Source organism: Brevundimonas variabilis, from assembly GCF_014199945.1.
In the GTDB taxonomy this organism is placed as follows: Bacteria; Pseudomonadota; Alphaproteobacteria; order Caulobacterales; family Caulobacteraceae; genus Brevundimonas; species Brevundimonas variabilis.
The window spans coordinates 126,575-144,305 of sequence record NZ_JACHOR010000002.1 but is presented as its reverse complement, the minus strand read 5'-3'; the positions used below and the strand labels follow the sequence as shown (position 1 = coordinate 144,305).

Below are 17,731 nucleotides of genomic sequence, written 5' to 3'. Positions count from 1 at the left end.
AACGAACAGCGTTAAGAGACTCACGCCCATGTCGGTCAGCGACCGCCCGATCGTCATCAAGAAGGTCAAGAAGGTGGTCGGCGGCGGTCACCACGGCGGCGCCTGGAAGGTCGCCTACGCTGACTTCGTGACGGCGATGATGGCCTTCTTCCTGCTGATGTGGCTGATCAACACGACCGATCCCGAACAGAAGAAGGGCATCGCCGAGTATTTCGCGCCCGCCAGCGTTTCGGCAACGACCTCTGGCTCGGGCGGCATTCTGGGCGGCACCTCACTGGGTGAGGATGGCTCAAAGAGCTCTGGCTCGATGTCGGTCATGGAACAGATGGCACCCGAAGCGCCTGCCGATGCTCCGCCGGAAACGGGACAGAGCGCCAATCTCGCCGCAGCCAGTGAAGCTGAACTCCGCGAGGAAATCGCCGCGCGCGAAGCGGCCGAGTTCGCCTCCGCTGCCGAATCCCTTCGGCAGGCCATGCAGCAGATGCCCGAACTGGCCGAACTGTCGAAACAGCTCATCGTGGATCAGACGCCAGAAGGCTTGCGGATCCAGCTGGTCGATCAGGAGGGGCGGTCGATGTTCGAACAGAACTCTGCGCGGCCGAATGCCCGGGCCCAGGTGCTGCTTCGCGCCATTTCTACCGTCATCAACCAGTTGCCGAACCGGATATCGATCTCCGGCCACACCAGCGCCGTGGCGGGGTCAGGGCGCGCGTCCGTCGCCAGCGACTGGCCGCTGTCATCCCAGAGAGCCGACGCGTCGCGCCAGATCCTGCAGCGGTCCGGTGTCGACCCCGATCGGGTCTACTCCGTTGCGGGCAAGGCCGGATCGGATCCGCTCTATCCCGATGATCCATCCCTTGCCGGAAACCGCAGGATCGCCATCGTCCTGCTTCGTGAGGCTCCGGTGCTGCCCATGGACACCAGTCTGTGACGACATATCAGCACGGATCATCATCCTTGCTCTTGCGGCCTGGCAGCGAATGGAGCCAAATCTCTACATGAGGTCCGAGCTCCGCCGATCGTCAGCCAACATCTGCCCGGGTGAACGAGGATGACCCAGCATCTTCCGCTCCGGCAGCTCCGTTTCTTCATGACGGCGATCGCGCCCTGCCCCTATCTGCCGGGCATGACCGAGCGGAAGGTCTTTGCTAATCTGCCCTTCTCCGATGGGGCCCACGTCAATGATGAACTGACCCACGCCGGATTTCGACGCAGCCAGAACATCGCCTACCGCCCGGCCTGCGAGGGCTGTGACGCCTGTGTGTCGATGCGTCTGCCGGTGCCGGAGTTCGTCTTCTCCCGCTCCCAGCGTCGCGTCCTGGCCCGCAATGCCGATCTGTCGCGCGATCTGGTCGAGGCTGAAGCCACAACCGAACAGTTCGACCTGCTCAAGCGCTATCTGATCGCGCGCCACCCCGGCGGCGGCATGACCGACATGAGCTGGGCCGACTATGTGGCCATGGTCGAGGACACGTCGGTTCGAACCCATCTCATCGAGTATCGCCTGCCATCGACGGACAGCGGTCCGGGTGACCTGGTGGCCGTGACCCTGACCGATCTCCTCAGCGACGGCCTGTCGATGGTCTACAGCTATTTCGATCCGACGATCGTCCAGCGGTCCCTTGGTGTCTTTGCGATCCTCGACCATGTGCGCCAGGCCGCCACTGTGGGACTGCCCTTTGTTTACCTGGGCTATTGGGTCCAGGGCTCTCGCAAGATGGACTACAAGGCAAGTTTCCGTCCAATGGATGTTCTCCGCCCCATGGGATGGACCCGGCTGGCAACCTGACGGGAAGGCCCAATACTTGACTATCCGGCAGGGTCATCTATACCCAGCCCACGTTCGGGACAGGTCTGGCGATTTCGCGCCGCCCGCTCGCCCACCGAGGGGCGGTTCCGCGCATTCCCTGTCACCCCAACGCCGGGATGACCCCTTGTCCCCCGCCGTTCCTCGGATGGAACGGCCCCTTTGTCCCAAGGACACATGACCGAATTCTCCACCCTGGGCCTTTCGCCCACGACCCTTCAGGCGGTCGCCGAAACCGGCTACACGACGGCCACCCCCATCCAGGCCCAGGCCATTCCCGTTGCACTGGCCGGACGTGACGTCCTCGGCATCGCCCAGACAGGCACCGGCAAGACGGCCGCGTTCACCCTGCCCCTCGTGGACAGACTGTCCAAGGGCCGCGCCCGCGCCCGCATGCCCCGCGCCCTTGTGCTGGCTCCGACGCGGGAACTGGCCGACCAGGTCGCTGAAAGCTTTGCCAAATACGCAAAGGGAACCAAGCTCACGTGGGTTCTGCTGATCGGCGGCGTGTCGATGGGCGACCAGGTCGCGGCCCTCAACAAGGGCGTCGATGTGCTGATTGCCACCCCGGGAAGACTGCTGGACCTGTTCGAACGCGGCAAGATGCTGCTGACCGGCGTCGAGCTGATGGTCGTCGACGAGGCCGACCGGATGCTGGACATGGGGTTCATCCCCGACATCGAACGCATCTTCAAACTGACCCCACCCAAGCGGCAGACGCTCTTTTTCTCGGCAACCATGCCCCCCGAGATCACTCGCCTGACGACCCAGTTCCTGAAGGATCCGACCCGGATCGAGGCCTCGCGTCCGGCCATGACGGCCGAGACCATCACCCAGTATCTGGTCCGCATTCCGTCCACCGATCCCAAGATGAAGCGAGCTGCCCTTCGCCAGCTGGTCGGGCGCGAAGACGTCAGGAACGGCATCGTCTTCTGTAACCGGAAGTCCGAAGTCGATGTCGTCGCCAAATCGCTGAAACAGCATGGCTTCGACGCGGCCCCGATCCACGGCGATCTGGACCAGAGCCTGCGGACAAAGACCTTGGCTGCCTTCCGCTCCGGCGATCTCAAGCTGCTGGTGGCATCCGATGTGGCCGCGCGCGGTCTCGACATCCCCGACGTCAGCCACGTCTTCAACTACGATGTTTCGCACCACGCCGATGACTATGTGCACCGCATCGGACGCACGGGTCGCGCCGGCAAGCTGGGCCAGACCTTCATGATCGTGACGCCCGGCGACGACAAGGCGCTCGATAAGGTCCTGAAACTCATCAAGATGGACCCGCAGGAGCTCAAGCTCGACCTGACCGGAGACATGAGTGGTCGGGCGGCTCCGGCCCGCGCCGACACCTCGGCAGCGGACTCATCGGAACCAACGACGCGGCCGAGGGGTCGTTCGCGCAAAGCGCCACCCGTCGCGGTCAACGAGCCTGGCCAAACAGTGGCCTCGACCCGTGACGATGCGCCAGCCGTCGAAACCGGCCCGGTGCGGACGGACGGCCCCGAAAAGGCTCCGCGGTCTCGCGCCCGCAAGACAACCAGAGCCGTGGTCACGCCTGAGCGCGAGCAGCAGGACGTCGCGACGACCGAAACACAGCCAACAGCACCTCCGGTGGCCCCTGCGGGTCCAGTTGAGCGCCCCAGAGCAGAGCCACAACTGCGTCAGGCGGATCGTCGTCCGGGCGGTCGCGACGACCGCGATGCGTCTCCGGCACGCGAAGGCGTCGGGTTCGGATCCGACATCCCTGCGTTTCTGAGGCGCGCACCAACAATCCAGCGTTGATTTTGCTTGGATTAATGCCTTTCCAGGGCCACGCTTAACCCTGTGTTACGGAACCGTACGTAGGTTACCGTTTGTACAGCGGTAAAGTATGCGCGGGTCAGGAACAGCTCATGACGACACAGGTCGAAACTGCTCTTCGGGGCCCGGAAGCCTTCGCTATGGCCCGCAAGGCCCTGATCGACATGGAAGCTGCCGGAGTCTGGCCGACGCCGCTCAATTTCGAACTCTGGCTGCACTATATCGGCGACCCGGAGGGCCCCCTGGGCAAGGAAATGAGCCGATTGCTCGCCAGTTCCGACCCCTTCACGGAGGGCACTTCGGAAATGCTGGCGGCGGAGTATCTGCCGCGCGGGCGCCTTTCGGACGAGATCCGCGACGTGGGTGCCGTGCTGAACCGTGAACTGTCCAGCATGTCGGACGCCATTGCGCATGCCAAGAAATCGCAGGCCGCCTATGGAGTGACCCTGGCTGACGCTTCGGCCAGCATCGAGAAAGTGGCCCAGCCCGAGGACTTGCGCGAGGTCGTGAGTGGACTGAGCGATGCAACCACACGGATCCAAAAGGAAAACTCAGCGCTCGAGAGCCGCCTCGATGCATCGACCAAGGAGGTTGCCCGACTGCGCGAGCACCTGGAACAGGTCCGGCGCGATGCGATGACCGATGCCTTGACGAACCTGGCCAACCGCAAGGCGTTCGACGAGGAACTCCTGCGCGCATGTGAGGTCGCAGACGCAAACAAGTCCACGGTGTGCCTGGCTGTTCTCGACATCGATCACTTCAAGCGGTTCAACGACACCTGGGGCCATCAGACCGGTGATCAGGTCCTGCGCTATGTGGCCAGTGTCATCGGGCGCGTCGCCAAGAGTCCGCGCGTGGCCGCACGCTATGGCGGTGAAGAGTTCGCGATCATTTTCGCCAACGAAAGTACAGCCATGGTTGAGGTGGCCCTGAACCGGATCCGCCAGGAAATCGGCGCCCGTTCCCTGCGCCGTCGCTCGACCAACGACGACCTGGGTGCCGTGACGATTTCGGCAGGCCTCGCGCAGAGGCATCCTGGCGAGAGTGGTTCCTCGCTGCTCGACCGTGCTGACGGCGCGCTTTATGTGTCAAAGCGAAATGGCCGTAACCTTGTGACCAACGCCGAGAACGTCGCCGAAGCGGCCTAGCAAATCGCACCCGCTTGCGGTGCAGACCTTTGCAGGTCGCCGTTCTACCCATAGTCTGGTTTTCATGCGCAGCCTTGCCTTTGCGGTCGCCTATTGGGCACTTTCCATCGGCTACGGCCTGACAGCAGCCTTTGCAGCCCTGATCCCCGGCCGAGACGCCACGACCTGGGTCATTCGTCGCTATGTCGCCCGCATGGTTCAGGCCATGCGGTTGCTGGCAGGGATCCGGATCGAGGTCCGCGGCAAGGCGCGCCTGCCGCAAGGTGCCTTCATCATCGCTTCAAAACACCAGAGCTGGGGCGATGGCTTCGCGACCTATGACCAGTTCGACGATCTGGCCTTCGTCACCGGCGACCATCTCGAGAAATTTCCACTGCTTGGAACAGTCCTGCGCAAGCTGGGGGCCATTGTCGTCAACAACTGCGGTGGCCGTGAAGCGCGGGACTCGCTGAAGCAAAGCGGCGCTGCCGCCCACGCCGAAGGCCGCAGGATCCTGATCTACCCCGAGGGCAATCTGGCGAAGGTCGGCGAGAAATTCCGCTACCGGTCCGGCGTCTGGCATATGTATCGCGACTTCGACATGCCGGTCGTGCCCCTGGCCTCGAACCTTGGCTTGTTCTGGCCGCAGGAGGCGTATCGCAAATACCCCGGTGTCGCGACGCTGGAGTTCCTCGACCCCATCCCTACGGGCCTCGGCAAGGAAGAGTTCCTTGCCCGCCTGGAAGCGGTGGTCGAGGACCGGACCGCCGAACTCATTGCCGAGGCTCGCGGCGGCCCGGTCGTTGCCAACGTCCGCGTCCTGGCCCCCGATGAAGTCAGGAAGCTGGCTGCGGCAGCCCCCTAGGTCGCCGGAACGACCGCTCCGTCATACTTGCCGGCAATGAAGTCCTTGACCGCCTGAGACCGCAGCGCGGTCGCCAGTGCCTGCACGCGGGGATCGGACTGGTTGTCGGTCCGCGACACCAGATAGTTCACATAGGGGCTGTCGCCGCCCTCGAGCGCCAGGGCATCGGTCCGGGGCTTGAGGCCTGCATCGAGCGCATAGTTGGTGTTGATCACCGCAAGGTCGACCTGGTCCAGCACGCGCGGCAGGGTGGCGGCCTCGATCTCGCGGAACCGGACCGCCTTGGGGTTACCAGTCACGTCACGCACGGTCTGCAGCGGGTTCTGCCCGTCCCGCAGCGTGATCAGACCGGCCGTCTGCAGCAGCAGCAACGACCGCCCGGTGTTCGAGGCGTCATTCGGCAGGGCAACGTCGGCGCCGTTCGGCAGCTCGGCGAGGGTCTTGAACTTGCGCGAATAGGCCCCGAGCGGCTCAACATGGACCCCGGCCACCGTCACCAGCGTGGCGCTGCGGGCCGCATTGAACTCGTCCAGATAGGGCTTGGTCTGGAAATAATTCACATCCAGCCCGCCCTCGACCAGCTGTGTATTGGGCTGGACATAGTCGTTGAACACCCGGATCTCGATCGGCGTCCCCGCCGCTTCCAAGGTGGGCTTCAGGAACTCCAGGATCTCGGCATGCGGCACGGCCGTGGCCCCCACGACCAGTGGCCCCGTGCCATCGGAAGCCTTTTCAGCCCCCTGCCCGCAGGCAGCGAGCGTCAGGGCGGCGGCGGCGAGAAGCAGGGTACGACGAAGCATCAGGATCACTCGAAAATCTAGCGGTGAGAGACCCTAGCGACCAATCGGTCACCGATCATCTGAAGAATCTGCACCAGCACCAGCAGCAAAACTACGGTCACCACCATCACATCGGTCTGGAACCGCTGATAGCCGAACCGGATCGCCAGATCGCCCAGTCCCCCGGCCCCCACGACACCGGCCATGGCCGTGTAGCTGACCAGGGCAATGGCCGTGACGGTAGCCCCGGCGATGATCCCCGGCATGGCTTCGGGCAACAGGGCCCGGGTCACGATCTGGAAGGTCGAGCCGCCCATGGCCTGGGTCGCCTCGACCACGCCCTTGTCCACTTCTCGCAGCGCCGTCTCGACCAGCCGCGCATAGAAGGGGGCCGCGCCAACCACGAGGGGCGGAATGGCTCCGGCCACGCCCAGCGAGGTCCCGACCAGCACCACCGTGACCGGCAGCATGACGATCAGCAGGATGATGAAGGGCACGGACCGCAGGATATTGACCACCAGCGACAATACCCCATTCAGCACCGGATTGGCCGCCAGCCGCCCCTTGCCCGACAGATACAGCAATACACCCAGCGGAATCCCGAACACGACCGTCAGAGCCATCGACCCGAACAGCATGAACAGCGTGTCCCGCGTTGCACGGGCGATCTCGGGCCAGTCGACGTTGGCGAACAGATCCATCAGACCGCCTCCACCATGACGCCATGAGCCGTCAGCTGAGCAATGGCCGCATCGGCCTCGCCGCTGGTGAAGGCCACGACCATCTGGCCATAGGGCTCGCCCCGGATGCGGCTGATGCGGCCCGACAGGATCGAATAGTCCACGCCCGTCGCACGGGCCACGCGGCTGAGCTCGGGCTCATAGGTCGCGGCTCCCCGGAAGGTGAGCCGGGCCAGTCGACCGCCGGCCGGTACAGCCGATGCATCATGTGTCTCGCCGCCCTCGCCCTCGGCCAGCATGGCCCGGGTCACCGGCGATTGCGGATGCAGGAACACGTCGGCCGTGGCCCCCTCCTCCACGACCCGGCCGTCTTTCAGCACCGCCACCCGGTCACAGACCCGACGAACCACCTCCATCTGGTGGGTGATCAGGACGATGGTCAGGCCCAGATCCCGGTTCAGCCCGTCCAGCAGGCTCAGGATCTCGTCCGTCGTCTCCGGATCCAGAGCACTGGTTGCCTCATCGCACAGGAGGACCTCGGGACCGCAGGCCAGGGCCCGGGCGATGCCTACGCGCTGCTTCTGTCCACCCGAGAGCTGCGCCGGAAACTTGTTCGCATGCTCGGACAGACCCAGCTGATCCAGAAGCTCGGCCGTTCGGCGCGCGATCTCGGCATCCGGCCGTCCCTCCAGCCGCAAGGGAAAGGCGACGTTCTGGGCGATCGTCCTGGCATTCAGCAGGTTGAAATGCTGGAAGATCATGCCGATCCGGCGACGCGCCGCGCGAAGGTCCGCGGGCTTCAGCGCCGTGATTTCCCGATCCCCGACGAAGACCTTGCCGGCATCCGGTGTCTCCAGCCGGTTGATCGTGCGGATCAGGGTCGACTTCCCCGCCCCGGAACGTCCGACCACGCCGAACACCTGTCCCTTCGCCACCGTCAGGCTGACGGCGTCCAGCGCCACGCGCTCGCCCGCCGCGCTGCGGTAGCGCTTCGTCACCTCCTCGAGCCGGATCATTCAGTCGATCTCGAGCGCTTTCGCGGGGATGATGGTGACGCTCTCGCCACAGCCACAGGCGTCGGTCTGGTTCGGGTTCCGGAACACGAATTTGGAGGCCAGTTTCGTGGTCTCGTAGTCGATCTCGGATCCGATCAGGAACAGAATGGCCTTGGGGTCGATCAGGATGGTCACGCCCTTGTCCTCGACCACCTCGTCCAGTGCGCCGATCTCTTCGGCATAGGCGAAGGTGTATTCCTGGCCCGCACAGCCGCCGTTCTTCACCCCGACCCGCAGGGCAACATAGGCCTGCTCGGCATTGGCCATGATCTCGCGCACCCGCTCGGCGGCGGCGTCCGTCAGGGTCACGGCCTTGGGACGCGGACGACGCGGCCGGCTTCCAGCCACACCAGAGGATATCGATGTCTCGAACTCGGTCATCGCTTCACCTCAGAACATGTTCAGGGCCAGTTTGGCCTCGTCGCTCATCTTGGACGGATCCCATGGCGGCTCGAACACAAGATTGGCGCGCGCCGACTTGATGCCCGGCACGGTCATCACCGCGTCCTCTATCCAGCCCGGCATCTCGCCCGCCACCGGACAGCCCGGCGCCGTCAGGGTCATATCGATCAGCACATCCTTGTCGTCCGACAGATCCACCTTGTAGATCAGGCCCAGTTCATAAACATCGACCGGGATCTCAGGGTCGAACACGGTCTTCAGCGCCTTGATCAGGGCCTCGGTCAACTGGTCCAGTTCGGCCTGCGACAGGGCGGCCGTCTGCGGCTCCGCCCAGGTCTCGGCAAAGGTCTCGCTCGTGCTGATCGTTTCGTCCATCTGGCTCACACAAAGAACTCCCGCGCCTTGATCAGGGCATCCACAAAGGCGTCTGCGTCTTCAACAGTATTATATAGGGCGAAGCTGGCCCGCGCGCTCGACGTGATGCCGAACCGGCGCGACAGGGGCTCGGCGCAGTGGACTCCGGCCCGGACGGCGACGCCGTATCGGTCCAGAATCTGGGCCACGTCATGGGCATGGGTATTCTCGACCGTGAAGGTCAGGATCGCCCCCTTGCCCGGAGCCTCGCCGATGATGCGCAGCCAGTCCCGGTCGGCCAGACGCCCGACGACATGGTCGTAAAGGGCCATCTCGTGCGCCGCGACGGCGTCACGATCGAAACCCATGAACCATTCGAGCGCAGCCCCCAGCCCGATCGCTTCGAGGATCGGCGGGGTCCCGGCTTCGAACCGGTGCGGGATACCGGAATAGGTTACAGCGTCTTCGGTCACCGTGGCGATCATCTCGCCGCCACCCTGATAGGGCGGCAGGGCCTCCAGCGCGGCCCGCTTGCCATACATCCCGCCGATCCCGGTCGGGCCATAAAGCTTGTGGCCGGTGAAGATGTAGAAGTCACAGTCGAGCGCCTGGACGTCCGGGCGGCAGTGCACCGCCCCCTGACAGCCATCGACCAGCACCAGTGCCCCGGCGGCATGGGCGAGATCGGCGATGGCCCGAATGTCGTTCACCGTGCCCAGCACATTCGACATATGGGTCACAGCCACCAGCCGCGTGCGCGGCCCGATCAGCATAGCCAGCGCTTCCATGTCCAGCGAGCCATCGTCCCGCACAGGGGCCCATTTCAACACGACGCCGAGGCGCTCGCGCAGCATGTGCCATGGCACGATATTGGCGTGGTGCTCCATCTGGCTGACGATGATCTGGTCGCCCGCCTGGAGCGACTGTCCCAGACCGGAAGCCACCAGATTGAAGGCCTCGGTACCGCCCTTGGTCCAGACGATCTGGTCAGGCGTCTCGGCGTTCAGGAAACGGGCAACGGTCTCGCGCGCAGCCTCGAAGGCGTCGGTCGTCTCATTGGCCAGGGTATGCAGCCCGCGATGGACGTTGGCATAGCTGCCCTCCATCGCATGCGTCAGGGCGTCGATCACAGCCCGCGGCTTCTGCGCCGAGGCCGCAGAGTCGAGATAGATCAGAGGCTTGCCGTTCACCGTCCGCGACAGGATCGGAAACTGGGCCCGGGCGGCATAGGGGTCGAAGCGATTCAGAGCCGAGCCGTCAGCCATGACCGCACCTCCTCTCTCGCGCCCTCGTGGGCGATGCGGTCGACGACCTCGATCAGGAAGGCCTGGGTCAGCAGGGCCCGGGCCTCATCGGCGGGCAGGCCGCGCTGCTCCATGTAGAACAACGCGTCCTCGTCCAGATTGCCGACCGTGTTTCCATGAGCGCACTGCACATCGTCGGCATAGATTTCCAGCTCGGGCTTCGCATCGACCTCGGCCCGCTCGCCCAGGATCAGGGCATGATGCCCCATCCGGGCGTCGGTGCCGTCGGCGCCGCGCTCGACCACGATCTTGCCCTGGAAGACGCCGCGTGCGGTGTCACGCACCACGCCCTTGGTCAGCTGCGAGGTCGCACCGTTCAGCCCGCCGTGACGGACGACGCTGGTCAGGTCGGTGTGGCGCTCACCGGACAGGGCATACAGGCCATCCAGCGTGATCTCGGTCCCCTCGCCGCCGTGCACCAGATGCGTCTCCTGACGCTGCAGCCTCGCGCCGCTGGTGATCGTCGTCTGGCGATAGATTGCGCCCGGGGCCGTCTTCACCTGGGTAACCGCCACCGAAATGGCATCGGCTGGCTCGTCCACCAGCACGACCCGCGTCACCTCGGCTCCGGCCGGGATGTCCAGTTCGATCCGGTAGTTGGCGACATAGGCCGCGCCCTGTCCCTCGTGGCTCTCCAGCAGGGTCAGGCGCGCACCGGGCCGGACCGCGATCCGCACCGCCGCCGAATGCCCCGTACCCGTCGCTTCCGAAACAAACCGCAGCCTCAGGGTCTGTTCACCCGACGCGACAAAGGCATCCGCCCCGACTGCCCGGCCATTGGCAAAGGCCAGTTCCTCGCCGCCCAGCCCGGCAAACGGCCCGCCCGGCGCAATCTCTACAACCGGTGACGGCGGTGGCGTCTCGCGCAGCACCTTGCGCAGGTCGGTGTATTTCCAGGCCTCGACCCGCCGCGTGGGAAACGTCGAGGGGTCCCGCAGATCAACTGCGGTCACGCCCTTCTCCCCTTGCGGGAGAAGGTGGCAGCCGAGGGCTGACGGATGAGGGGTCGCAGGAACCCGTCCGATTGGCTGGAAGAGCCCTCACTGGAGACGAGGGCGTAACCCCTCATGCGACCCGCTGCGCGGGCCACCTTCTCCCGCAAGGGGAGAAGGGCGATCAAGCCGCCACCGGCAGGTATTTGTCATACCCTTCCGCCTCCAGCTGGTGCGCCAGTTCGGGACCGCCCGAGGCCACGATCCGGCCGGCGGCCAGCACATGCACCCGGTCGGGTTTGATATAGTCCAGCAGCCGCTGATAGTGGGTGATCACCAGCATGGCCCGGTCGGGGGAACGCAGGGCGTTGACCCCCTCTGACACGATCCGCAGGGCGTCGATGTCCAGACCGGAATCCGTCTCGTCGAGGATCAGCAGCGACGGCTCTAGCAGGGCCATCTGCAGGATTTCCATCCGCTTCTTCTCACCGCCGGAGAAGCCTACATTCAGCGGCCGCTTCAGCATCTCGAAGTCCATCTTCAGCGCCGCCGATGCCGCCTTGACCGCCTTCAGGAAAGCCGGGGCCGAGACCTCCTCTTCGCCCCGCGCCCGCTTCTGGGCGTTCAGCGCCGTGCGCACGAAGGTCAGGGCCGGAACACCGGGGATCTCGATCGGATACTGGAACGAAAGGAACACACCCTTGGCGGCTCGCGCTGCGGGGTCGAGCTCAAGCAGGTCCTCGCCCGCCCACTGGACCGAGCCTTCGGTCGCCTCATAGCCGGGGCGTCCGGACAGGGCGTAGCCCAGCGTCGACTTGCCGGCCCCGTTCGGCCCCATGATGGCATGCACCTCGCCCGCGGGGACGTCGAGCGTAAGGCCCTTGAGGATCGGCTTGTCGCCGACGGAGACGTGGAGATTTTCAATCTTGAGCATTGTGTTTCTTTGATTACCCGACCGAGCCTTCAAGGCTGATCGCCACCAGCTTCTGCGCCTCGACGGCGAACTCCATCGGCAGCTTCTGCATCACGTCGCGGACGAAACCGTTGACCAGCAGGGCCACGGCCTCTTCCTGCGACAGCCCGCGCTGCTGGGCATAGAACAACTGGTCGTCCGACAGGCGGGTGGTCGTCGCCTCGTGCTCCAGCTGGGCCGAGCCGTTACGCGCCTCGATATAGGGCACGGTGTGCGAGCCACAGTCGCCGCCGATCAGCAGGCTGTCGCACTGGGTGAAATTCCGCACCCCCGTCGCCTTGGGATGCACCGAAACCAGCCCGCGATAGGTCGAGTCGGACTTTCCGGCCGAGACCGCCTTGGCGATGATCCGCGACTTCGAATTCTTGCCCAGATGGATCATCTTGGTGCCGGTATCGGCCTGCTGATGCCCATTGGTGATAGCGATCGAATAGAATTCGCCCGAGCTGTCCTCGCCCTTCAGGACGCAGGACGGATATTTCCAGGTCACGGCCGAACCGGTCTCGACCTGGGTCCAGCTGACCTTGGATCGGTCCCCGCGGCAGTCGGCGCGCTTGGTCACGAAATTATAGATGCCGCCCTTGCCCTCGGCATCGCCGGGGTACCAGTTCTGGACCGTCGAGTATTTGATCTCGGCATCGTCCAGCACGACCAGCTCGACTACCGCCGCATGCAGCTGGTTCTCGTCGCGCATCGGGGCCGTGCAGCCCTCCAGATAGGAGCAGTAGCTGCCCTTGTCGGCGATGATCAGGGTGCGTTCGAACTGACCCGTCTGGCTGGCATTGATCCGGAAATAGGTCGACAGCTCCATCGGGCAGCGCACGCCCGGCGGGATGTAGACGAAAGACCCGTCCGAAAAGACCGCGCTGTTCAGGGCGGCAAAATAGTTGTCCGAGACCGGTACGACCGACCCCAGATACTGCCGCACCAGGTCGGGATATTCCCGCAGAGCCTCGGAAATGGGCATGAAGATCACGCCGACCTTGGCCAGCTCGGCCTTGAAGGTGGTCACCACGCTGACGCTGTCGAACACGGCGTCCACCGCATAGCGGGCCGCGCCCTCGACGCCCGCCAGGACCTCCTGCTCCTTCAGCGGGATGCCCAGCTTCTTGTAGATTTCCAGGATTTCCGGATCGACCTCGTCCAGCGACCTGGGTCCGTCCTTCTGCTTGGGTGCGGCGTAGTAGAACAGGCTCTGGTAATCGACGGGCGTGTATTTCACCGACGCCCAGGTCGGCTCTTCCATGGCCAGCCAGCGCTCATAGGCCGCCAGACGCCATTCCAGCATCCACTCGGGCTCGCCCTTCTTCTCGGAGATGAAGCGCACGATGTCGGCGTTCAGGCCGCGCGGCGCGTACTCCGTCTCGATGTCGCTGATGAAGCCGTGCTCGTACTTTTCCAGCGCGGCGACGGCGTCGATGGTTTCCTGGACGGCAGCCATATCAGGCGGTTTCCTTCATGCGCGCAGCAATCCGCGCGCGGTGCTTGTCATATGCGGCGACCCAGGCCTCGGCGAACCGTGACCAATCGTCCGCGACGGTGGCCCAGCCGCCCGACACACGGACCCCGCCGGTGGCCAGGTCCAGCCGGCCCATGCCGACGATGGTGCGCGATGGCTTGGTCTTGCCCGACGAACAGGCGCTGCCGGCCGAGACCATGATGCCAGCCAGGTCCAGGGTGATCAGTTGCTGCGGGCTATCCCAATCGCGCACGGCCATGAACAGGGTGTTGGGCAGCCGCGGTGCCGCCTGACCGATGATGGTGGCTCCGGCCGCAGCCACAACGGCTTCCGCAGCATCGCGCCAGGCCTGATGGGCCGCTACGGTCGGCAGGTCGCGCATCGCGCACTGCGCCGCGACGCCGAAACCGGTGATCCCGGGCACGTTTTCGGTCCCGGCCCGCAGCCCGCGCTCCTGTCCGGCCCCCAGCACGATGGCCCTGGCCGAAAGCCCTTCGCGCATGACCAGCGCACCCACACCCTGGGGCCCGCCCAGCTTGTGGCCTGACAGCGTCAGGCTGTCGGCATCCAGCGCGCGCATGTCGACGGCAATCTTTCCGGCCGACTGGATGGCATCGACATGCAGCCAGCCCTTGGCCGCCCGCACCAGCCGCGCGGCCTCGCGGATCGGCTGGATGACGCCGCTCTCGTTATTGGCGTGATGGATCGCCACGACCGCCCGGCCCGGCAGGCGCAGCAGGTCTTCCAGTTTCGACAGCACGACCACGCCATCGGCATCGACCGGCAACACCTTGACCGGCTTGCCCGAGGCCATGGCCGCCTCGGCGACGCAGGGATGTTCGGTCGCACAGACGATCAGCCGCTCGCAGCCATCGGCCAGGGCACTGGCGATCGCCTGGGCATTGGACTCTGTACCGCCCGACGAGAAGATGATCGAGGTTGGATCGGCACCGACCAGGTCAGCGACATGGCCCCGCGCCGTCTCGACCCGCGCCCGTGCCCGTCGTCCCGCCGCATGCACGGCCGAGGGATTGCCGTTGTCGGCCAGGGCCTGGGCCATCGCCGCCTGAACCTCGGGCCGCACAAGAGCCGATGCGTTGTAGTCCAGATAGACGGGGCTCATTCCGCCGCCTCCATGGCCGCGTCCTGCGAGGCAGGTCCGGCCTGACGTTGCCGGGCCGACGTGCGGTTCATCACCACGTCCTCCAGCGACACGCCTGCAAGATAGCGATGGATCTCGTCGCCCAGATCTTCCCACAGATTGTGGGTGATGCAGCGCTCTCCGGCCAGCATGCAGCCCTTGGCCGAGCCATGGGCCTCGCAGCGTGTCGCCCGGATCGGCTCGTCGACCGCCAGCACGATATCGGCCACGACCGTCTGGTCCGCCCCCCGTGCCAGACGATAGCCACCGCCCGGCCCGCGCACGCTCTGCACCAACCCATGTTTACGAAGGCGCGCGAACAGCTGTTCCAGATAACTGAGGGAGATTTCCTGACGCTGGGCGATCTCGGCCAGGGACACGGCCCGTGCGGTCGACGTGCCGACGCCACCATCCCGGCCGTTCTTGGCAAGATCGGCCATCGCCATCACGGCGTATCGTCCCTTGGTCGACAGTCGCACCGACGTCCCTCAAAATTAACACGCATTCCGGGGCTGTTGTGCTAAGACCCGCGCCTTCTGACAGGCGGCTTGCGTGGACAGGACTTAGAAAGTCCTACCCCGGCGGTCAAGTATTACGCCGCCTCAAACGACGAATGAACGGATTATTCGAGCCCTATGCCTGAAGTCATCCTGCCCGGCGCCTCCGGTCGCATCGAAGGTCGCTATTCCCCCGGAAAGCGTGCCAATGCCCCGATCGCCCTGATCCTGCACCCGCACCCCAAGGCGGGCGGGCATATGAACAACCCGATCGCGGTCACACTGTACCAGCTATTCGTGAAGCGCGGCTTCGCGACCCTGCGCTACAACTCGCGTGGCGTCGGCAAGTCGCAGGGCGAGTTTGATTCCGGCATCGGCGAACTGGCTGACGCGGCGACAGCCCTGGACTGGCTCCAGTCCAACAACCCCGCCGCCAGCCAGACCTGGGTCGCCGGCTATCAGTTCGGCGCCTATATCGGCATGCAGCTGCTGATGCGTCGCCCCGAGACCGACGGCTTCATCTCGGTCTCGCCGCCCTCGAACATGTACGACTTCAGCTTCCTGGCCCCCTGCCCGGCCTCGGGCCTGTTCCTGCACGGAACCGCCGACACCATCGTGCCGCCCGTCGAGGTCGAGCGCGTGGTCAACAAGCTGCGCACCCAGAAGGGCATCGTCATCGACTACGAACTGGAAGAAGGCGCGAGCCATTTCTGGCAGGACCACGTCGACGCCGTCGACCGCCGCGTCGGCCTGTACCTCGACAAGCGCTTGGAAGAAAAACCGGCCTGATCCGGAGCCCGGGCCGGGACGTTCGCAAGGACGTCCCGGCGTCCGCCAAATTCAGTACAGCAGGAACGGCCGCCGCGCCTCGAGCCACGCCGTCTCGTCCGGCACGGCCAGGGCGTCCAGATCAGCCGGCTGCGCCCCTGCGTCATCGACCCATTCCCGCAGGCCCGGCCCGCCGTTGATCACATCGATGGCCAGTTTCCCGAACGCATATTCGTACGGAAAGTCCCGCCACAGGTCATAGTCGGGATACAGGGCCCGGATCGCCTTGAACGCTAGCGCCTGGACCCGCCATGGCCTGAAAACGATGTGATCATAGTGCGGGTGTTCGACATGGATCTGCACCCCGCTGCACAGCGCTCCGACGTGTTTGTGGAAGGTCGGCTGGAACCACATGTCCCTCAGTACACAGCCGTCCAGCCACTGCGGGGCCAGGGCCTGCATCTGCGGAATCACCGCCCGGGCATCAATATCGGGCGCTCCGAACAGCTCCAGCGGCCGCGTGGTGCCGCGCCCCTCCGACAGGGTCGTGCCCTCCAGCATGACCGTCCCCGGATAGGCCCGCGCCATCGACAGGTTCGGGGCATTCGGACTGGGGTTGATCCAGGCCCGCTGCCCCAGCGGCCAGCCGAACCCAGGCCCGGCCTCGGGGTCATAGCCCTGCATCTCTATGACGCGGTAATCCACCGCCAGCCCGAAATGATCGATGAACCAGCGGCCCATCTCGCCGAGCGTCATCCCGTGCCGCATCGGCATCGGCCCGGCCCCGACGAAACTCTCCCAGCCCGGCAGCAGGGTGGTGCCCTCGACGGGCCGCCCGGCGGGGTTGGGTCGGTCCAGCACCCAGACGTCCTTGCCGTGCTCCGTCGCCGCTTCCAGCACATAGAGCAGGGTCGTCACGAAGGTGTAGATCCGGCAGCCCAGGTCCTGCAGGTCGATCAGGATCACGTCGAACGTCTGCATCGAAGCCGCCGTCGGCCGGCGTACCTCGCCGTACAGGCTGAAGACCGGGATGCCGTGGACGGGGTCGACCTCGTCCGGGCTCTCCATCATATTGTCCTGCAGGTCGCCCTTCATCCCGTGCTGGGGTCCGAACAGGGCGGTCAGCTGGACATCGCCGCAGGCCGCCAGGGCATCGACCGAATGGGTCAGGTCCTTCGTGACCGAGGCTGGATGCGCCAGCAGCGCAACCCGCCGCCCCTTCAGCGCCGCGCGTAGATCAGGCTCGGCCAGCAGACGATCAATGCCGAAATTCATGCGGGCTCCGGGGATGACAGGGTCACGGCAAAGGATTCAGTGTGATGAAAATCGGGCCGTTCGGACGGATGCGCCAGCGCCCAGTAGGTTTTCGCGCCGCCCTCCGCCTCGATCACGGCCGACAGTCCGAGACGGTGTGCCATGGCCGGCAATTCGATCGTGGCCTCCAGCGCGACCTGATTCTCCGCCCCGTCCAACCCGGCGACGATGGCCGTCTGGTCTGCGGGCCGCATGCCCTGCCGGTAGCCATCGAACGCATAGCTGGCCCACGCGCCGGAGGGCGACAGGTTGAACTCGACATAGCCGTCCGGCGTCTCGACGAAGGCTTCGAAACAGGTGGTTGCCCACAGATTATCCGTGCGCACAGGCTCCGCCCCCTCGGGCCAGAGCAGATGGTCCACCTCGCCCTCGACGGCATACCTCAGCCAGAGGCTGGACTCGCGAGGCTCGAAATGGACGGTCACGGCGCGGGCCGGCCCCGCTCCATCCGCCGGATGCCGCACCAGCGTTACG

Annotated in this window: 19 protein-coding genes; 6 read left to right on the top strand and 13 right to left on the bottom strand. The window is 65.3% G+C overall.

Annotated elements, in window-relative coordinates; translation table 11 throughout:
• The first annotated feature begins 28 nt into the window (after window positions 1-28).
• The 5 genes from GGR13_RS05335 (at window position 29) to GGR13_RS05315 (ending at window position 5,599) form a co-directional block, all read left to right on the top strand.
• Window positions 29-931 carry a flagellar motor protein MotB gene (locus GGR13_RS05335; protein ID WP_183212474.1) on the top strand — a complete coding sequence of 301 codons (903 nt, stop codon included), beginning with the start codon at window positions 29-31 and terminating at the stop codon, window positions 929-931.
• 120 nt (window positions 932-1,051) lie between these two features.
• Entirely contained in the window at window positions 1,052-1,789 is a 738-nt protein-coding gene (locus tag GGR13_RS05330; RefSeq protein ID WP_183212473.1) for an arginyltransferase, read from the top strand.
• Window positions 1,790-1,984: 195 nt separating this feature from the next.
• Window positions 1,985-3,589 carry a DEAD/DEAH box helicase gene (locus GGR13_RS05325; RefSeq protein ID WP_183212472.1) on the top strand — a complete coding sequence of 535 codons (1,605 nt, stop codon included), beginning with the start codon at window positions 1,985-1,987 and terminating at the stop codon, window positions 3,587-3,589.
• Window positions 3,590-3,699: 110 nt separating this feature from the next.
• Complete coding sequence (locus tag GGR13_RS05320) at window positions 3,700-4,755, top strand: GGDEF domain-containing protein (protein WP_183212471.1); 1,056 nt, start codon at window positions 3,700-3,702, stop codon at window positions 4,753-4,755.
• Between the two features lie 64 nt (window positions 4,756-4,819).
• Window positions 4,820-5,599 carry a lysophospholipid acyltransferase family protein gene (locus GGR13_RS05315; RefSeq protein WP_183212470.1) on the top strand — a complete coding sequence of 260 codons (780 nt, stop codon included), beginning with the start codon at window positions 4,820-4,822 and terminating at the stop codon, window positions 5,597-5,599.
• Here GGR13_RS05315 and GGR13_RS05310 read toward each other — a convergent pair.
• From GGR13_RS05310 to GGR13_RS05260, 11 genes are all read right to left on the bottom strand, one after another.
• Window positions 5,596-6,399, bottom strand: coding sequence for a MetQ/NlpA family ABC transporter substrate-binding protein (locus tag GGR13_RS05310; RefSeq protein ID WP_183212469.1), 804 nt, complete (start codon window positions 6,397-6,399; stop codon window positions 5,596-5,598). The genes GGR13_RS05315 and GGR13_RS05310 overlap by 4 nt on opposite strands.
• Before the next feature lie 17 nt (window positions 6,400-6,416).
• Window positions 6,417-7,079 (bottom strand): methionine ABC transporter permease, encoded by a 663-nt coding sequence (locus tag GGR13_RS05305; RefSeq protein WP_183212468.1) that lies wholly within the window; start codon window positions 7,077-7,079, stop codon window positions 6,417-6,419.
• The gene (locus GGR13_RS05300; protein WP_183212467.1) at window positions 7,079-8,074 is read right to left on the bottom strand and encodes a methionine ABC transporter ATP-binding protein; all 996 of its coding nucleotides are present in this window, start codon (window positions 8,072-8,074) and stop codon (window positions 7,079-7,081) included. Before GGR13_RS05300 ends, GGR13_RS05305 begins: the two co-directional genes overlap by 1 nt.
• Window positions 8,075-8,494, bottom strand: a complete 420-nt coding sequence (locus tag GGR13_RS05295; RefSeq protein ID WP_183212466.1) for a HesB/IscA family protein — start codon at window positions 8,492-8,494, stop codon at window positions 8,075-8,077.
• A 9-nt stretch (window positions 8,495-8,503) separates the two neighbouring features.
• Window positions 8,504-8,890 (bottom strand): SUF system Fe-S cluster assembly protein, encoded by a 387-nt coding sequence (locus tag GGR13_RS05290; RefSeq protein WP_183213095.1) that lies wholly within the window; start codon window positions 8,888-8,890, stop codon window positions 8,504-8,506.
• 5 nt (window positions 8,891-8,895) lie between these two features.
• Window positions 8,896-10,134: an aminotransferase class V-fold PLP-dependent enzyme gene (locus tag GGR13_RS05285; RefSeq protein WP_183212465.1), complete on the bottom strand. Its 1,239-nt coding sequence runs from the start codon at window positions 10,132-10,134 to the stop codon at window positions 8,896-8,898.
• Entirely contained in the window at window positions 10,113-11,126 is a 1,014-nt protein-coding gene (gene sufD, locus GGR13_RS05280) for a Fe-S cluster assembly protein SufD (protein ID WP_183212464.1), read from the bottom strand. Before sufD ends, GGR13_RS05285 begins: the two co-directional genes overlap by 22 nt.
• Before the next feature lie 163 nt (window positions 11,127-11,289).
• Entirely contained in the window at window positions 11,290-12,039 is a 750-nt protein-coding gene (gene sufC, locus GGR13_RS05275) for a Fe-S cluster assembly ATPase SufC (RefSeq protein WP_183212463.1), read from the bottom strand.
• 13 nt (window positions 12,040-12,052) lie between these two features.
• A complete protein-coding gene (gene sufB / locus GGR13_RS05270) occupies window positions 12,053-13,519 on the bottom strand; it encodes a Fe-S cluster assembly protein SufB (protein ID WP_183212462.1) in 1,467 nt (488 codons plus the stop codon).
• Between the two features lies 1 nt (window position 13,520).
• Window positions 13,521-14,660 (bottom strand): cysteine desulfurase family protein, encoded by a 1,140-nt coding sequence (locus tag GGR13_RS05265; protein WP_183212461.1) that lies wholly within the window; start codon window positions 14,658-14,660, stop codon window positions 13,521-13,523.
• A complete protein-coding gene (locus GGR13_RS05260) occupies window positions 14,657-15,157 on the bottom strand; it encodes an Rrf2 family transcriptional regulator (RefSeq protein ID WP_183212460.1) in 501 nt (166 codons plus the stop codon). Before GGR13_RS05260 ends, GGR13_RS05265 begins: the two co-directional genes overlap by 4 nt.
• Before the next feature lie 156 nt (window positions 15,158-15,313).
• Here GGR13_RS05260 and GGR13_RS05255 point away from each other — a divergent pair, with 156 nt between their 5' ends.
• Window positions 15,314-15,964, top strand: a complete 651-nt coding sequence (locus GGR13_RS05255) for an alpha/beta hydrolase (protein WP_183212459.1) — start codon at window positions 15,314-15,316, stop codon at window positions 15,962-15,964.
• 51 nt (window positions 15,965-16,015) lie between these two features.
• On the opposite strand, the gene GGR13_RS05250 is transcribed toward GGR13_RS05255, so the two are convergent.
• Together GGR13_RS05250 and GGR13_RS05245 are read right to left on the bottom strand one after the other, a co-directional pair.
• Window positions 16,016-17,218: an exo-beta-N-acetylmuramidase NamZ family protein gene (locus GGR13_RS05250; RefSeq protein WP_183212458.1), complete on the bottom strand. Its 1,203-nt coding sequence runs from the start codon at window positions 17,216-17,218 to the stop codon at window positions 16,016-16,018.
• Complete coding sequence (locus tag GGR13_RS05245; protein WP_221230437.1) at window positions 17,215-17,721, bottom strand: DOMON-like domain-containing protein; 507 nt, start codon at window positions 17,719-17,721, stop codon at window positions 17,215-17,217. The genes GGR13_RS05250 and GGR13_RS05245 overlap by 4 nt, the downstream gene beginning before the upstream one ends.
• Between the last annotated feature and the right edge of the window lie 10 nt (window positions 17,722-17,731).

Coding starts and splice junctions, on each gene's coding strand:
- GGR13_RS05335 (WP_183212474.1), top strand. CDS start 29: ATGTCGGTCAGCGACCGCCCGATCGTCATCAAGAAGGTCAAGAAGGTG.
- GGR13_RS05330 (WP_183212473.1), top strand. CDS start 1,052: ATGACCCAGCATCTTCCGCTCCGGCAGCTCCGTTTCTTCATGACGGCG.
- GGR13_RS05325 (WP_183212472.1), top strand. CDS start 1,985: ATGACCGAATTCTCCACCCTGGGCCTTTCGCCCACGACCCTTCAGGCG.
- GGR13_RS05320 (WP_183212471.1), top strand. CDS start 3,700: ATGACGACACAGGTCGAAACTGCTCTTCGGGGCCCGGAAGCCTTCGCT.
- GGR13_RS05315 (WP_183212470.1), top strand. CDS start 4,820: ATGCGCAGCCTTGCCTTTGCGGTCGCCTATTGGGCACTTTCCATCGGC.
- GGR13_RS05310 (WP_183212469.1), bottom strand. CDS start 6,399: ATGCTTCGTCGTACCCTGCTTCTCGCCGCCGCCGCCCTGACGCTCGCT.
- GGR13_RS05305 (WP_183212468.1), bottom strand. CDS start 7,079: ATGGATCTGTTCGCCAACGTCGACTGGCCCGAGATCGCCCGTGCAACG.
- GGR13_RS05300 (WP_183212467.1), bottom strand. CDS start 8,074: ATGATCCGGCTCGAGGAGGTGACGAAGCGCTACCGCAGCGCGGCGGGC.
- GGR13_RS05295 (WP_183212466.1), bottom strand. CDS start 8,494: ATGACCGAGTTCGAGACATCGATATCCTCTGGTGTGGCTGGAAGCCGG.
- GGR13_RS05290 (WP_183213095.1), bottom strand. CDS start 8,890: ATGGACGAAACGATCAGCACGAGCGAGACCTTTGCCGAGACCTGGGCG.
- GGR13_RS05285 (WP_183212465.1), bottom strand. CDS start 10,134: ATGGCTGACGGCTCGGCTCTGAATCGCTTCGACCCCTATGCCGCCCGG.
- sufC (WP_183212463.1), bottom strand. CDS start 12,039: ATGCTCAAGATTGAAAATCTCCACGTCTCCGTCGGCGACAAGCCGATC.
- sufB (WP_183212462.1), bottom strand. CDS start 13,519: ATGGCTGCCGTCCAGGAAACCATCGACGCCGTCGCCGCGCTGGAAAAG.
- GGR13_RS05265 (WP_183212461.1), bottom strand. CDS start 14,660: ATGAGCCCCGTCTATCTGGACTACAACGCATCGGCTCTTGTGCGGCCC.
- GGR13_RS05255 (WP_183212459.1), top strand. CDS start 15,314: ATGCCTGAAGTCATCCTGCCCGGCGCCTCCGGTCGCATCGAAGGTCGC.
- GGR13_RS05250 (WP_183212458.1), bottom strand. CDS start 17,218: ATGAATTTCGGCATTGATCGTCTGCTGGCCGAGCCTGATCTACGCGCG.